This window comes from Pseudomonas sp. E1BtOHC1 (assembly GCF_058744285.1).
On sequence record NZ_CP196023.1, the window covers coordinates 5519213 to 5533073 of the forward strand.

General features: G+C 63.2%; 11 protein-coding genes and 1 pseudogene. 8 read left to right on the forward strand and 4 right to left on the reverse strand.

The window, feature by feature from the left end; all coding sequences use genetic code 11:
* Positions 1–68 precede the first annotated feature (68 nt).
* Positions 69–2588 carry a flavin-containing monooxygenase gene (locus tag ACSSVC_RS24990; protein WP_492611601.1) on the forward strand — a complete coding sequence of 840 codons (2520 nt, stop codon included), beginning with the start codon at positions 69–71 and terminating at the stop codon, positions 2586–2588.
* Between the two features lie 222 nt (positions 2589–2810).
* Entirely contained in the window at positions 2811–3461 is a 651-nt protein-coding gene (locus ACSSVC_RS24995) for a YceH family protein (RefSeq protein WP_346635158.1), read from the forward strand.
* A gap of 39 nt (positions 3462–3500) precedes the next feature.
* Here the strand turns inward: ACSSVC_RS24995 and ACSSVC_RS25000 are convergent, their stop codons facing one another.
* Complete coding sequence (locus ACSSVC_RS25000) at positions 3501–4319, reverse strand: shikimate 5-dehydrogenase (RefSeq protein ID WP_346635159.1); 819 nt, start codon at positions 4317–4319, stop codon at positions 3501–3503.
* Between the two features lie 255 nt (positions 4320–4574).
* On the opposite strand from ACSSVC_RS25000, the gene ACSSVC_RS25005 reads away from it, so the two are divergent.
* From ACSSVC_RS25005 to ACSSVC_RS25015, 3 genes are all read left to right on the forward strand, one after another.
* Positions 4575–4934: a hypothetical protein gene (locus tag ACSSVC_RS25005; protein ID WP_346635160.1), complete on the forward strand. Its 360-nt coding sequence runs from the start codon at positions 4575–4577 to the stop codon at positions 4932–4934.
* A 247-nt stretch (positions 4935–5181) separates the two neighbouring features.
* Positions 5182–5376, forward strand: a complete 195-nt coding sequence (locus ACSSVC_RS25010; protein WP_123727999.1) for a hypothetical protein — start codon at positions 5182–5184, stop codon at positions 5374–5376.
* A gap of 108 nt (positions 5377–5484) precedes the next feature.
* Positions 5485–5667 carry a hypothetical protein gene (locus ACSSVC_RS25015; RefSeq protein WP_492611602.1) on the forward strand — a complete coding sequence of 61 codons (183 nt, stop codon included), beginning with the start codon at positions 5485–5487 and terminating at the stop codon, positions 5665–5667.
* Here ACSSVC_RS25015 and ACSSVC_RS25020 read toward each other — a convergent pair.
* Positions 5664–6725, reverse strand: a complete 1062-nt coding sequence (locus tag ACSSVC_RS25020; RefSeq protein ID WP_446439809.1) for an AI-2E family transporter — start codon at positions 6723–6725, stop codon at positions 5664–5666. The two genes, ACSSVC_RS25015 and ACSSVC_RS25020, sit on opposite strands and share 4 nt — an antisense overlap.
* A 159-nt stretch (positions 6726–6884) precedes the next feature.
* On the opposite strand from ACSSVC_RS25020, the gene trhP reads away from it, so the two are divergent.
* Positions 6885–8210 (forward strand): prephenate-dependent tRNA uridine(34) hydroxylase TrhP, encoded by a 1326-nt coding sequence (trhP, locus tag ACSSVC_RS25025; RefSeq protein ID WP_346635163.1) that lies wholly within the window; start codon positions 6885–6887, stop codon positions 8208–8210.
* A gap of 48 nt (positions 8211–8258) precedes the next feature.
* Here trhP and ctpM read toward each other — a convergent pair whose 3' ends face one another.
* Both ctpM and ACSSVC_RS25035 read right to left on the reverse strand, forming a co-directional pair.
* Positions 8259–9938: a methyl-accepting chemotaxis protein CtpM gene (gene ctpM, locus ACSSVC_RS25030; RefSeq protein WP_346635164.1), complete on the reverse strand. Its 1680-nt coding sequence runs from the start codon at positions 9936–9938 to the stop codon at positions 8259–8261.
* 192 nt (positions 9939–10130) lie between these two features.
* A complete protein-coding gene (locus ACSSVC_RS25035) occupies positions 10131–11447 on the reverse strand; it encodes a Na+/H+ antiporter family protein (protein ID WP_346635205.1) in 1317 nt (438 codons plus the stop codon).
* A 1403-nt stretch (positions 11448–12850) separates the two neighbouring features.
* Here ACSSVC_RS25035 and ACSSVC_RS25040 point away from each other — a divergent pair.
* Positions 12851–12997, forward strand: a pseudogene (locus tag ACSSVC_RS25040) (HAMP domain-containing protein); the annotation flags it as partial.
* Between the two features lie 102 nt (positions 12998–13099).
* Complete coding sequence (locus tag ACSSVC_RS25045; protein WP_404940064.1) at positions 13100–13855, forward strand: methyl-accepting chemotaxis protein; 756 nt, start codon at positions 13100–13102, stop codon at positions 13853–13855.
* Positions 13856–13861: the final 6 nt, after the last annotated feature.

The following is a 13861-nucleotide window of genomic DNA, read 5'->3' on the forward strand; positions in this document are numbered from 1 at the left end:
CACAGAAACAAGGAAGTGGCCTCGGGTGGATCAACCCAGTGCCGCACAACAATAACAACGAGGTCGTCATGCCCCAATCAGCACCTGCCTGCAACCCACCCTCCAGCCCAACCGCGCCCCTTGAGGCCCTGATCATCGGTAGCGGCTTCGGCGGCCTGGGCATGGCCATCGCCCTGCGCAAGGCCGGGGTCAGTCAGTTCATCCTTCTCGAGAAAGGCCAGGACGTCGGTGGCGTCTGGCGCGACAACACCTACCCTGGCGCCGCCTGCGACGTGCCTTCGCACCTGTACTCGTTTTCCTTCGAGCCCAACCCGAACTGGTCCCGGGTGTTCGCCCCTCAGGCAGAGATCCACGGCTATCTGCAGCATTGCGCCCACCGCTACGACCTGCTGCGCCACATCCACTTTGGCAGCGAAGTGCGCCACGCCCGGTTCGATGAAGCCGGCAGTTACTGGCAGGTCATCTGCAGTGATGGCCAGGAACACTTCACCCGCCTGCTGATCAGCGCCACTGGCCAACTGAGCCGCCCCGCCCTGCCCAATCTGCCGGGTCTGGACAGTTTCCAGGGCCATGTATTCCATTCCGCAGCCTGGGACCATCACTATCCCCTGGCCAACAAGCGGGTGGCGGTGATCGGCACAGGAGCCTCGGCCATCCAGTTCGTTCCGCAGATTGCCGATCAGGTGGCCGCGCTCAAGGTCTTCCAGCGCTCCCCGGCCTACATCATGCCCAAGGCCGACCGCGCCTACCGCCCGGAGGAAAAACAGCGATTCGCCCGCCATCCGCTATGGACCAAGCTGGTGCGCGCCGCTCACTACCTGCATTTCGAATCCCGGGCCCTGGGCTTTACCCGCCTCAAGGACCTGACCAAATGGGTGGTCGGCATTCCTTTTCACAAGCTGCTGAACGCCTCGGTGCCCGATCCCGAACTGCGCCAGCGCATGACCCCGGACTACCCCATCGGCTGCAAGCGCATCCTGCTGTCCAACGACTACCTGAAAACCTTCGCCAGACCCCATGTCGAGCTGCTGACCCAGGGCATCGAACGCATTACCGAGCACGGCATCGAAACCCTCGACGGCCAGCAGCACCCGGTGGATGTGATCATCTATGGCACCGGTTTCGCCGCCACCGAATTCCTCTCGCCGATGCGCATCAGCGGCCGCGGCGGGGTCGACCTGAACCAGGCCTGGCAACATGGCGCGGCAGCCTACCTGGGGCTCAGCGTGCCCGGTTTTCCCAACTTCTTCATGCTCTACGGGCCCAACACCAACCTGGGCCACAACTCCATCATCCACATGCTGGAAAGCCAGATCTCCCATGTGATCAAGGCCCGCCGGGCGCTGCTCAAAAGCACGGCGAAAACCCTGGAGGTGGACGAGGCGCCCCACCAGCGTTTTCAGTTGCGCATCCAGCGCCGCCTGGCCACCTCGGTGTGGAGCGGCTGCCAGAGCTGGTATGTCGACGCACGGGGGCACAACAGCACCAACTGGCCCGGCTTCACCTGGAGCTACAGATGGCTGACCCGCTATGCCGGGCTGTCCGCCTACCGGTTTGCCAGCCCCTTGGACGCGCCGTTTTCGCCCAGCGATGGACAGCGAGTGGCCCCACCCGGGGATTGGCTGGAACGGGGTAATGCGGCTTTCTTGCGGCTTTTCCTGAGAGCCAGTTTCAGGACCCTGATCGGCCCGCCGCGGGAACTGGTGAGCCAGCGCCAGCTCGTCAACGCTCTCTCCTGGCTGATGCCCGGCGGCCTCGACGTAACCCGACAGCACACGGACCTGGGTCAGTTGAGGGTGCAGACAGTCGAACCCAAGGCCCGGACCTCGAACGCGGTCATCCTCTACCTGCACGGCGGCGCCTTCTGCCTGGGCAACCCGGACACCCACTACAGCGTCACCAGCCGCCTGGCCAGGGAAAGTGGCTGCCGCGTCTGGGCACCCGACTACCGACTGGCACCAGAGCATCCCTACCCGGCCGCGCTGGACGACTGCCTGGCCTGTTATGACGCCATCCGTGCCCAGGGCTGCCCGGCGCAACAGCTGCTGATTGCCGGCGACTCTGCCGGTGGCGCCCTGGCGCTGGCACTGGCACTGGCCTTGAAGCAACGCGGCGAGCCGTTCGCGGCCGGGCTGATACTGCTCTCGCCGGTCACCGATCCCGACCTGGGCGCAGACAGCATTCAATCCCGAGCCGCCGTCGACCCGATGATCCGCCGCGACTGGCTGGAACAGGCCCTCAAGGCCTACGCCGTCCCTGCGCAGACGCCTTCACATCGCCCTCTGGAAGCGGACCTGCACGGCCTGCCGCCGATGCTGATTCAGGTCGGCGACCAGGAGCTACTGCTGTCCGACTCCCTCCGCCTGGCGAAACGCGCACGGGCCTGCGGCGTGCCCTGCCAGCTGGAGATTCATGATGGCCGCTGGCATGTCTTCCAGCTGCAGGCCTTCTATCTGCGCTCTGCCAGGAACGCCCTGCGCAGCATCGCCCGATTTGCCCATCGCTGCCTGGAAACCGCTGCCATTCCCGCAGCGCCGTCCGCGCCGCTTGCCGCGGCCGAACCGGCACAAGCCCCGCAACCCAGCTGAAACACCCGCCGCCGCGCTGACTGCGCGGCGGCATTACCCCCTTGAAAGCCGCCGCCCGATCCCCGCTCCACCAAGTTCTGATGGCCAGAACCGGCTTCTGAAGGTAAAACAGAGCACCTCGAAGAGGGCCGACTCGGCCACGGAAAACTCAAGACCGCCCTAGCGCGCCATGCACCGGGTTTTCCACGACCCCATCCATCAGTGACCAAGGGACCAGCACTTATGAGCAGCGAGCACGACACCCCCAACGAAGCACTGCGCCTGAGCAGTACCGACATCCGCGTTCTGGGTTCGTTGATCGAAAAGCAGGCCACCAGCCCGGAAACCTATCCCCTGACCCTCAACGCTCTGGTGATCGCCTGCAATCAGAAAACCAGCCGCGAGCCGGTGATGAACCTGACCCAGGGCCAGGTCGGCCAAAGCCTGCGCGCCCTCGAGGCCCAAGGCTTCACTCGGCTGGTCATGGGCAGCCGCGCCGACCGCTGGGAACAGCGCCTGGACAAAGCCCTGGAACTGGTGCCGGCGCAGTTGATCTTGTGCGGCCTGATGTTTCTGCGGGGCCCGCAGACGGTCAACGAACTGCTGACCCGCAGCGGGCGCATGCATGACTTCGAAGACAGCGAACAGGTCCTGCACCAGCTCGAGCGCCTGATTGCCCGGGGCCTGGCCCTGCATATCCCGCGTCAGGCCGGCCAGCGCGAGGACCGCTACACCCACGCCCTGGGTGACCCGGCGGATATCGAAGCCATCCTCGCCGCCCGGGGCAACCCGGTGGAGCGCAGTGCCGGCGGCGCGGTTTCGGTGGAGCGCATCGAAGAGCTGGAAGCGCGGATTGCCGCCCTGGAAGAACGCCTGGCCCTGCTTGAAGGCTGAGCTGACGCACGCCCATGGGCCGCTAACGAAATTGCCGGCTCAAGCCCGGGCGAAGGCCACCGCCTTGTGGAACTGCTCCTCGCTCGGGCGCACGCCGGTATACAGCACAAACTGCTCCAGGGCCTGAATCGCAATCACCTCCAGCCCGGTGATGACTTGCTTGCCCTCGGCCCTGGCCCGCAGGATCAACGGCGTCTCGGGCGGTACGGCCACCACATCGAACACCCGATCCGCTGCAGCAATCGCCTCGGCCTCGAAGGCCAGCTGCTGCGCTTGCGGGCCACCGCTCATGCCGATCGGGGTCACGTTGATCAGCATCTGCGGCCGCAGGCTGCCCAACTCCGCCTGCCACTCATATCCCAGCGCACCTGCCAGGGCGCGCCCGGTGACTTCATTACGCGCGACGATCACGCCCTGGGAATAACCGCCATCACGCAAGGCGCTGGCCACCGCCTTGGCCATGCCGCCGCTACCGCGCAGGGCGAAGGTCGATTCCCGTGGCACGTCGTGCTCGGCCAGCAACTGGGCCACAGCAATGTAATCGGTGTTGTAGGCCTTCAGGTGGCCGTCGGTGTTGACGATGGTGTTGATCGAAGCAATGGCCCTGGCCGAGGCATCCAGCTCATCCACCAGAGCGATGCAGTCCTCCTTGAACGGCATGGACACGCCACAGCCGCGAATCCCCAACGCGCGAATCCCGCGCACCGCACCAGGCAGATCCTGACTGCTGAAAGCCTTGTAGTAGAAATTGAGCCCCAACTGCTCGTACAGATGATTGTGAAAACGCAGGCCGAAGTTCCCGGGACGCCCGGAAAGCGACATGCACAACTGGGTGTCTTTGTTGGGGTTCATTTGCATATACATCTCCTCGCTGGGCACTTTCGGATAGACGGGATTGGTCAGCCAAGCCCCTTGTGCCTGATCATATCGGCGCTGGTTTGCAGACCTCTTCAGCGCCCAGGGATGACGGTAAAGAGGCCGATACAGACCTTACACAACATTTACTCAGCGGCTGTGCAGATTTTCCAGAAACCGCTGTCTTAGAAGTATCCCCGCGTCAGTTCTTGAGTCTGGTGCAGACCATAAACGCAGGGGTTGAACCGAGGAACAACCATGATTTCCAAAATCCCCAAGATTGCCCTGCTCATAGGTGCGCTGGCTGTCGCCGGCCAGGCATCGGCTCACGGTGGCGGCTGGGCCGGCCCCGCAGCGCTGGGCGCAGTTGTCGGTGCAGCCGTTGTGGGCTCGGTGATGGCCAACCAGGATCGCACGGTCTACGTGCAGCAGGCGCCGGTCTATGTGCAACCCCAGCCGGTGTATGCCGCACCACCGCCGCCGGTCTACTACCAGCCGGCACCGGTCTATGTACAACAACCGGTCTATTACCGCCCGGCGCCGGTGTATTACGGCCCACCACGGGGCTACTACGGCCACCCGCATTACTACTACGGCCCAGGTCCCGGCCGCTGGTAACAGTCCGCTGAAACAGCCACAGGCCCCGCCCCCGAAGCGGGGCCTGTTGCATTTTGCCATCACCCGAATGTCTGAATAATTCTGAACAATGTCGCGACTGGAACAGTATTTGCGTTCAAATCCGGGAATAGTGTACTGATCCCACGACGGCCCTGAGCAACATGGGACTGTCATGTTTGTGTCATTCAAGCACTGCAAGATCGACCCAGTCCGCTCGCCACAGGCCCATAACAACAAGGACGACCCCATGCCCACGCAAAACCCCCATCGCGTCGAAGGCCTCTGCACTTCCAGCCGGGTGTACGACGCCCTGACCGAACTCAAGCATCTGGAAGGCCATCGCAGCGCCAAGTTTCTCTCGCTGCTGGCCCAGAATCTGGTGCGCAAAGGCCTGCTCAATGAGCAGGAAGTGCTGCACATGCTCGATCAGGTCGTGGACTGAACGACCGTTGCCGCTAGCACCGGCATCAATGTCCACTATCAGACTGGGTGATTTTTCGTAGCACTTGGGGCTTTGTAAGGTAACTCCTCGCAAATCGAGGAGCTTGTCATGCCCAAGGTTCAGATCATGTCCGTCATCGGCAGTGCCGTCCCCGCGTCGCTCAGGGAACTGGGTTTGCTGGCCTGCTGGTACCTGGTACGCGACGGCGAAGCCGTCAGCGGCCCGCTGACCTCCCTACCCGCCGCCCAGGCCCTGTCCAGGCAACTCGATCTGCAGAAGATCCACTTCTAAGGCAACTGCACCCGTGGCCGGGTTTCGACGAACAGCGCCCAGCTGGACATGAACAGCGCGGCGATCAAGGGCCCGATGACAAAGCCATTGAGGCCGAAGATCGCCAGCCCGCCCAGGGTCGAGATCAGGATCAGGTAATCCGGCATCTTGGTGTCCTTGCCCACCAGGATGGGCCGCAGCAGGTTGTCCACCAGACCGATCACGAATACCCCGAACAACCCCAGCACCACCCCTTGCCAGATCGCTCCGCTGATCAGGAAGTACGCTGCCACCGGCCCCCAGACAATCCCCGCCCCCACCGCCGGCAACAAAGACAGAAACGCCATCAACACCGCCCACAACAGGGCGCTGGGAATGTCCAAGAACCAGAAGATCATTCCACCCAGGGCCCCCTGGGTCACCGCCACCAGCACATTGCCCTTGACCGTGGCCCGCACCACCCGATTGAACTTCAGCTGCAGCCGGCGTTTCTGGTACTCGGCCAGGGGCACGGCAGTACGGATCTTGCGCGCCAGTTCGGCGCCATCGCGCAAAAAGAAGAACAGCAGATAGAGCATGATGAAGAAGCTCACCACGAACTCGAAGGTGCCCTGACCAAAGCTGAACGCCTGGGTCGCCAGGTACTGGCTGCCCTGCATCGCGCTCTTGACCACCTTCTCCTGCAAGCCCTTGAGTTCGCCAAGGCCGAAGCGATCCAGCAGGTGCTGAAAGTAGGGTGGCAAGCTGTGCTTGAACTGGGCCAGGTAGCCGGCGATGTCCAACTGACCGCTTTCGATTTTCTTGTACAACTCGGCTCCCTCCTGGACCAGCAACACACTGGTGATGATCACCGGCAGGATGGCGATCAACAGGCAAACCAACAGGGTGCACAGGGCCGTGAGATTGCGCGGCCAGCCGAACTTCAATTGCAGACGGCGCTGTAAGGGAGCAAAGACGATGCCCAGGATCACCGCCCAGAACAGCGCCCCGTAGAACGGCAGCAGAATCCAGATGAACGCCACCGTCACCAGGGCCAGTAACAGCAGCAGGCTTTTGTTTTGCAGGTTGTTTTGATTCATGTCCGATCCAGGTCAGTCAACGCCCAATCACGGCGTCCTGAGGGTTAGTCCACAGCCGCGATGCCGAGTGCGTTTTTTTCTGCGCCAGACATAGATCCAGATCAATGAATGCCCGCCAGCACTGGCTTACCCTCGCGACCTTTTGCGACCGACAGCCCCATGACGCTCCTCGCCAAGCCCGAACTCCTGGCCCCCGCCGGCACCCTGAAAAACATGCGCTACGCCTTCGCCTACGGCGCCGATGCGGTGTACGCCGGCCAACCGCGCTACAGCCTGCGGGTACGCAACAACGAATTCGACCACGCCAACCTGGCCCTCGGTATCCGCGAGGCCCAGGCCCAGGGCAAGCGTTTCTACGTGGTGGTCAACATCGCCCCGCACAACGCCAAGCTCAAGACCTTTCTCAAGGATCTGGAGCCTGTCATCGAGATGGCCCCGGACGCGCTGATCATGTCCGACCCAGGGCTGATCATGCTGGTGCGCCGGCACTTCCCGGCCATGCCGATCCACCTCTCGGTGCAGGCCAACACGGTGAACTGGGCCAGCGTCGAGTTCTGGCAACTGCAAGGGCTGACCCGGATCATCCTGTCCCGGGAGCTGTCCCTGGAAGAAATCGAGGAAATCCGTCAAAAAGTGCCGGCCATGGAGCTGGAGATCTTCGTCCACGGCGCCCTGTGCATGGCCTATTCCGGACGCTGCCTGCTCTCGGGCTACATGAACAAGCGCGACGCCAACCAGGGCACCTGTACCAATGCCTGCCGCTGGAAATACAAGGCCGAGGAAGCCACCGAGAACAACCTCGGGGAAATCGTCCAGACCTTCCAGCCGGAGCCGACCCTGGGCCTGGGAGCGCCCACCGACCAGGTGTTCCTGCTCCAGGAAGCCAATCGTCCGGACGAGCTGATGCCGGCCTTCGAGGACGAACACGGCACCTACATCATGAATGCCAAGGACCTGCGGGCGGTGCAGCACGTGGAACGCCTGACCCGCATGGGCGTGCACTCGCTGAAGATCGAGGGCCGGACCAAATCGCACTTCTACTGTGCCCGCACCACCCAGGTGTACCGCCGGGCCATCGACGACGCCGCCGCCGGACGCGAGTTCGACCGCAGCCTGATGAACGACCTGGAGTCCCTGGCCCAGCGCGGCTACACCGAAGGCTTCCTGCGGCGCCATGTACATGACGAGTACCAGAACTACCAGAACGGCAGCTCGGTGTCGGAACGCCAGCAGTTCGTCGGTGAACTCACCGGCGAACGCCGTGACCGGCTGGCAGAAGTGAAGGTAAAGAACCGCTTCGCCCTGGGCGATCACATGGAACTGATGACCCCCAAGGGCAACTTCCACTTCGACCTGCACGAACTGCAGAACGCCAAGGGCCAAGCCATCGAAGTCGCTCCGGGGGATGGCCACACCGTGTACCTGCCGATCCCCGATCAGGTGGACCTGCGCTTCGGCCTGTTGATGCGCGACATCAGCGCCTGAGGTACAGCGCTCTGGCCAGCCGCCCCGGGCGGCTGGCTGGGCACAGTATCAGATCCGGAACTGCCCCACCAACCGACCCAGGCGCTGCCCCAGGTCCGCCAGGCTGCGGGAGGTCTGGGCGCCACGCTGGGTTTCATCGGCCACGCTGTCCACCGCTACGGCGATCTGGTGCACGCTGCGGTTGATCTCTTCAGCCACCGCGGTCTGCTCCTCTGCCGCACTGGCGATTTGTGCGTTCATCGAATTGATGGTGCCGATCAGCTGGGCCATGGTGTCCAGCGAGGCACCGGCCTCGTTGGCTTTCACCGAGGTGCCATCGCCGGCATCGCTGGAGCGGCGCATGGCATCCACCGCCACCCGGGTGCCCTGCTGCAGGCGATCGATCATGCCCTGGATTTCCTGGGTGCTTTGCTGGGTACGGCTGGCCAGGGCGCGCACTTCATCGGCGACCACCGCGAAACCACGCCCGGCCTCCCCGGCCCGGGCCGCTTCGATGGCGGCGTTCAAGGCCAGCAGGTTGGTCTGCTCGGCGATGGAGCGGATCACATCCAACACGCTGACAATCGACGACACGTCCTGCTGCAAGCTGTCCAGGGACGTGCCGCTGTTGCGAATATCGCTGACCAGGGCATGGATCTGCTGGATGCTGCCATCCACCACGCGCTTGGCCGCCTGGCCTTCCTCATCGGTCTGTTGCGCCGCCACCGCCGCACCTTGAGCACTGCGGGCCACTTCATGGGCCGCGGAGGACATTTCATTGATCGCCGTGGCCACCTGATCGGTCTCGTGACGCTGACGCTCCATGGCCTGTTCCGAACGCTGGGCCTGATCCGAAACCTGGGTCACCAGCTCGGTGAGCTGCCCGGTCATCTCGGTGATCTGGCGTACCAGACCGTGGATCTTGTCGACAAAACGGTTGAACGAACCGGCCAGATCCCCTAGCTCGTCCTGGCTGGTGATCGCCAGGCGCCGGGTCAGGTCGCCTTCACCGGCGGCGATGTCATCGAGGTTGGCTTTCATCAGGTTCAGCGGCCGCAGCATGGTGTTGGCCACCAGCATGCCCAGGGCCGCAATCACCAGCAGCACCACCGCAGCGATCCCGAGAATGCTCAGGACCATGCCTTCCATGCGCTGGTTGACGCTGTCCTGGACTGCAGCCACCTGGGCGTCGATGCCATCGAGATTGACCGAGGTGCCCAGCACCATGTCCCACTTGGGCAGGTACTCGGTGTAACCCAGCTTGGGCACCAGCACGTCGCTGCCCGGCTGAGTGGAGCTGTATTGCACGTAATGGCTACCGTCCTTGCCCACGCGCACCAGTTCGCGGTTGACGTAAACGCCGTTGGGGTCGCGATTGTCCTTGAAGCTCTTGCCCACGCCGTCCGGGCTGTTGCCCTTGAACAGGCGCACGGTCTCGGAGTCGTAGCCGAAGAAGTAGCCGTCCTTGCCGTACGTGATGTTCGACAGCAGCTTGACCACCTCGGCCCGCGCCGCCTGATCCCCAGGCGCCGCCGCGTCGTACAGCGGCTTGACCGTGTTCAGGGCCACTTCGACATAGCTCTGCAGCGTGGCCTTGGCCTCGCCCAGCAGCCGATGACGGGTTTCCTCGACTTCTTTCTGGGCCTGCTGGCGCAGCATGAACACCGTGCTCAGGCTGATCACCAGCGCAAACAGCAGTACCGGGAGCACCGCCAGGGACAGGACTTTGGCCTTCAGGCTCAAGCGCATAAGGGACTCACTCTTGGTTTTTTATTGGCGTGATAACCGCGTTAACGGCACGCCAAAACAAAAGTTGAGCCTGAACCCGTAGGAGCCGGCTTGCCGGCGAAGAGGCCCTTGAGCCTTGCTCCGACCTTGCCGACGCCTTCGTTGGCAAGCGGGCTCCTACACCCCCCCCCGACTTCTACGAGAGCGAGATAATCAGAGGACCATGGCCGCGACCCAGCCAAAGGCCAGCAGCGGCAGGTTGTAGTGCAGGAAGGTCGGGACCACGGTGTCCCAGATGTGATGGTGCTGGCCGTCGATATTCAGCCCCGAGGTCGGGCCCAGGGTCGAATCCGAGGCCGGCGAGCCCGCGTCACCCAGCGCCCCGGCGGTGCCCACGATGCAGACAATCGCCAACGGGCTGAAACCCAGCTGTACGCACAAGGGCACAAAGATCGCCGCCAGGATCGGCACCGTGGAAAACGACGAGCCGATGCCCATGGTCACCAACAGGCCCACCAGCAACATCAGCAAGGCGCCCACGCCCTTGCTGTGGCCGATCCACGCCGCCGAGGCTTCCACCAGGCTCTTCACCTCGCCGGTGGCCTTCATCACTTCGGCGAACCCCGAAGCGGCGATCATGATGAAGCCGATCATGGCCATCATCTTCATGCCTTCGGTGAACAGGTCGTCAGTCTCGCGCCAGCGCACGATGCCCGACACCGAGAAAATCAGGAAGCCGCACAAAGCCCCGATAATCATCGAGTCCAGCAACAACTGGATCACGAACGCAGCGATGATCGCCAGGCCCGCCACCAACAGGGTCCGCGGGTTGTACTGCACCGCCACCTGCTCGACTTTCTCGATCCGGTCCAGGTCATAGATGCGCTTCTTGCGGTAGCTGACAAAGGCCAGCAGCAAGCCGCAGAGCATGCCCAGGGCCGGAATACCCATGGCGTGAGTGACATTGACCTGGCTGATGTCCACGCCGCTGCGGGCCACGTTGGCCAGGAGGATTTCATTGAGGAAGATGTTGCCGAAACCCACCGGCAGGAACATGTAGGGGGTGATCAGGCCGAAGGTGATGACACAGGCGATCAACCGCCGATCCAGCTGCAACTTGGTCAGTACATAGAGCAGCGGCGGCACCAGCAGTGGAATGAAGGCAATGTGGATCGGCAGGATGTTCTGCGAGGCAATCGCCACCACCCACAACAGGCCGATCAGCAGCCATTTGACCTGGCCGCCGCCGTGGGCGTCCTGGCGATCCACCAGTATCAGGATCTTGTCCGCCAGGGCATGGGCCAGGCCGGACTTGGCGATGGCCACGGCGAAAGCGCCGAGCAAGGCGTAGGACAGGGCCACGGTGGCACCACCACCCAAACCGCTGTTGAACGCCTTGAGGGTGGCCTCGATCCCCAGGCCGCCCGTCAAACCGCCCACCAGGGCACCAATGATCAGGGCGATCACTACATGCACGCGGGACAGGCTGAGCACCAGCATCACGCCAACCGCGGCAATTACTGCGTTAATCATCGTTACCTCATTACTGCGCCGCTAAAAATGGCGCAAAAGCCTGTGACCGACCGGAAGGCAGCGGACTGCCGACATCGAAATGAAAGAGGTTCTTATTAGGGGCGCGCACTTTGCAGCAGCAGGCCCGGCTTGTCAAAACCCCAATCCCGGTGAAGCCCAAGACAGCGCGGCTTATTTCGAACAAGCGTTTAAAGAACACCGTTCGTCGGCCGTTACAGTGCAAAGTCTCAGATATTTATCGAATAAAGGACGCCTTCATGTCGCTCAGACAACTTTCCATCCAATGGAAGATCACCCTGCTGGCCGGACTCTGCCTGTTGGGCATCGTGTCGCTGTTGGTGGGACTTTCGCTGTATCGCATGGAGCACAGCTCCGAGCGGGTGAAAGCGTCGAGCATGGAGATGCTCAATGAAGCGGCCCAGGCCCGGATCGAAGCCCAGGGTGAAGTCCAGGCACTGGGCATTCGCCAACAGTTCATGGACGCCTATCAATACGGCCACGGCTTTTCCCGCCAGGTGCTGTTCCTGCGGGAACAGGCCGAGAAACGCTTCCTTGACGCCTTCGACCTGCGCGAAGACCTGACCCGCCAGGTCAAGTCGGCGTTGCAGGCCAATCCCGACCTGCTGGGCCTGTCCCTGGTGTTCGAAGCCAACGCCCTGGATGGCAAGGACGAGTTGTTCAGCGGCCAGAGCGAGCTGGGCAGCAACGAAAAAGGCCGCTTCGCCCTGTACTGGTCACAGCCCACCCCAGGCAAGCTGACCTCCATGTCGCTGCCGGAAAGCGACATGAACGACACCCGCAGCGGGCCCAGCGGCCAGCCGGCCAATGCCTGGTTCACCTGCCCGCGCAGCACCCTCAAGCCCTGCGTGATCGAGCCCTACTTCTATGACATCGACGGCCAGAAGGTGCTGATGACCAGCATCGTCTTCCCGCTCCTGGTGAACGGCAAAGTCATCGCCTCGCTGTCGGTGGACATCAACCTCAACAGCCTGCAGGCCATCAGCCGCAATGCCAGCCAGAAGCTCTACGCCGGCCAGACCAGCGTCAGCATCCTCAGCCCGGTAGGCCTGCTGGCCGGCCATAGCCCGGATGCCGGCAAACTCAGCCAGCGCCTGGACAGCGTCGACAGCGTCAACGGCGCGCAACTGATCCGCCAACTGGCCAGCAGCCCAGAAACCCACAGCCTGCACAGCAATCAGAAACTCAAGGTCCTCGCCCCCTTCACTCCGATCCCTGGCGGCCAGCCCTGGGGCGTGCTGCTGGATGTGCCGGAAAAGGTCCTGGTGGGTCCGGCCGAAGCCTTGAAAAGCGAACTGGACGCCAGCAACAGCAGCGGCACCCTGATGGAACTGGGCCTGGGCCTGCTGGCTGCCTTGGTGGGCCTGCTGCTGGTGTGGCTGATGGCGCGCAGCGTGACCCGGCCGATTCTCGGTGTGGCCCACATGCTCGAAGACATCGCCAGCGGCGAAGGCGACCTGACCCGGCGCCTGGCGTACAACAATAAGGACGAGCTGGGGCAACTGGCCGGCTGGTTCAACCGTTTCCTCGACAAGCTGCAGCCGATCATTGCCGAAGTAAAACGCTCGGTGCAGGACGCCCGCGGCACCGCCGACCAGTCATCGGCCATCGCCACCCAGACCAGCGCCGGGATGGAACAGCAGTATCGTCAGGTGGATCAGGTGGCCACTGCCTCCCATGAAATGAGCGCCACCGCCCAGGACGTGGCCCGCAGTGCGGCCCAGGCGGCTCAAGCGGCGCGGGATGCCGACCAGGCCACGCAACAGGGCCTGAGCGTGATCGACCGCACCACCCGCAGCATCGACCAACTGGCCGCCGACATGAGCGCCGCCATGACCCAGGTCGAAGGTCTGGCTGCCAACAGCGAACAGATCGGCACGGTACTGGAAGTGATCCGCTCGATTGCCGAGCAGACCAACCTGCTGGCCCTCAACGCCGCCATCGAAGCAGCCCGCGCCGGGGAAGCTGGGCGCGGTTTCGCGGTGGTCGCCGACGAGGTGCGCAACCTGGCCCGACGCACCCAGGAATCGGTGGAGGAAACCCGCCAAGTGATCGAACAACTGCAAACCGGCACCCGGGACGTGGTGGGCTCCATGAACAGCAGCCATCGCCAGGCCCAGGGCAGCGTCGAACAAGTGGGGCAGGCCGTGACCGCCTTGCGCCAGATCGGCGACGCGGTGACGGTGATCAGCGACATGAACCTGCAGATTGCCAGCGCCGCCGAACAGCAGAGCGCAGTGGCCGAGGAGATCAACAGCAACGTGGCGACCATTCGTGACGTCACCGAATCCCTGTCGGAACAAGCCAATGAATCGGCGCGGGTCAGCCAGTCCCTCAACAGCCTGGCCAACCAGCAACAGAGCCTGATGGATCAGTTCCGCGTCTGAACAGAG

Bases quoted from the DNA above. Each gene is read 5' to 3' on its own strand.
- ACSSVC_RS24990 (WP_492611601.1), top strand. From the start codon at position 69: ATGCCCCAATCAGCACCTGCCTGCAACCCACCCTCCAGCCCAACCGCG.
- ACSSVC_RS24995 (WP_346635158.1), top strand. From the start codon at position 2,811: ATGAGCAGCGAGCACGACACCCCCAACGAAGCACTGCGCCTGAGCAGT.
- ACSSVC_RS25000 (WP_346635159.1), bottom strand. From the start codon at position 4,319: ATGCAAATGAACCCCAACAAAGACACCCAGTTGTGCATGTCGCTTTCC.
- ACSSVC_RS25005 (WP_346635160.1), top strand. From the start codon at position 4,575: ATGATTTCCAAAATCCCCAAGATTGCCCTGCTCATAGGTGCGCTGGCT.
- ACSSVC_RS25010 (WP_123727999.1), top strand. From the start codon at position 5,182: ATGCCCACGCAAAACCCCCATCGCGTCGAAGGCCTCTGCACTTCCAGC.
- ACSSVC_RS25015 (WP_492611602.1), top strand. From the start codon at position 5,485: ATGCCCAAGGTTCAGATCATGTCCGTCATCGGCAGTGCCGTCCCCGCG.
- ACSSVC_RS25020 (WP_446439809.1), bottom strand. From the start codon at position 6,725: ATGAATCAAAACAACCTGCAAAACAAAAGCCTGCTGCTGTTACTGGCC.
- trhP (WP_346635163.1), top strand. From the start codon at position 6,885: ATGACGCTCCTCGCCAAGCCCGAACTCCTGGCCCCCGCCGGCACCCTG.
- ctpM (WP_346635164.1), bottom strand. From the start codon at position 9,938: ATGCGCTTGAGCCTGAAGGCCAAAGTCCTGTCCCTGGCGGTGCTCCCG.
- ACSSVC_RS25045 (WP_404940064.1), top strand. From the start codon at position 13,100: ATGGAACAGCAGTATCGTCAGGTGGATCAGGTGGCCACTGCCTCCCAT.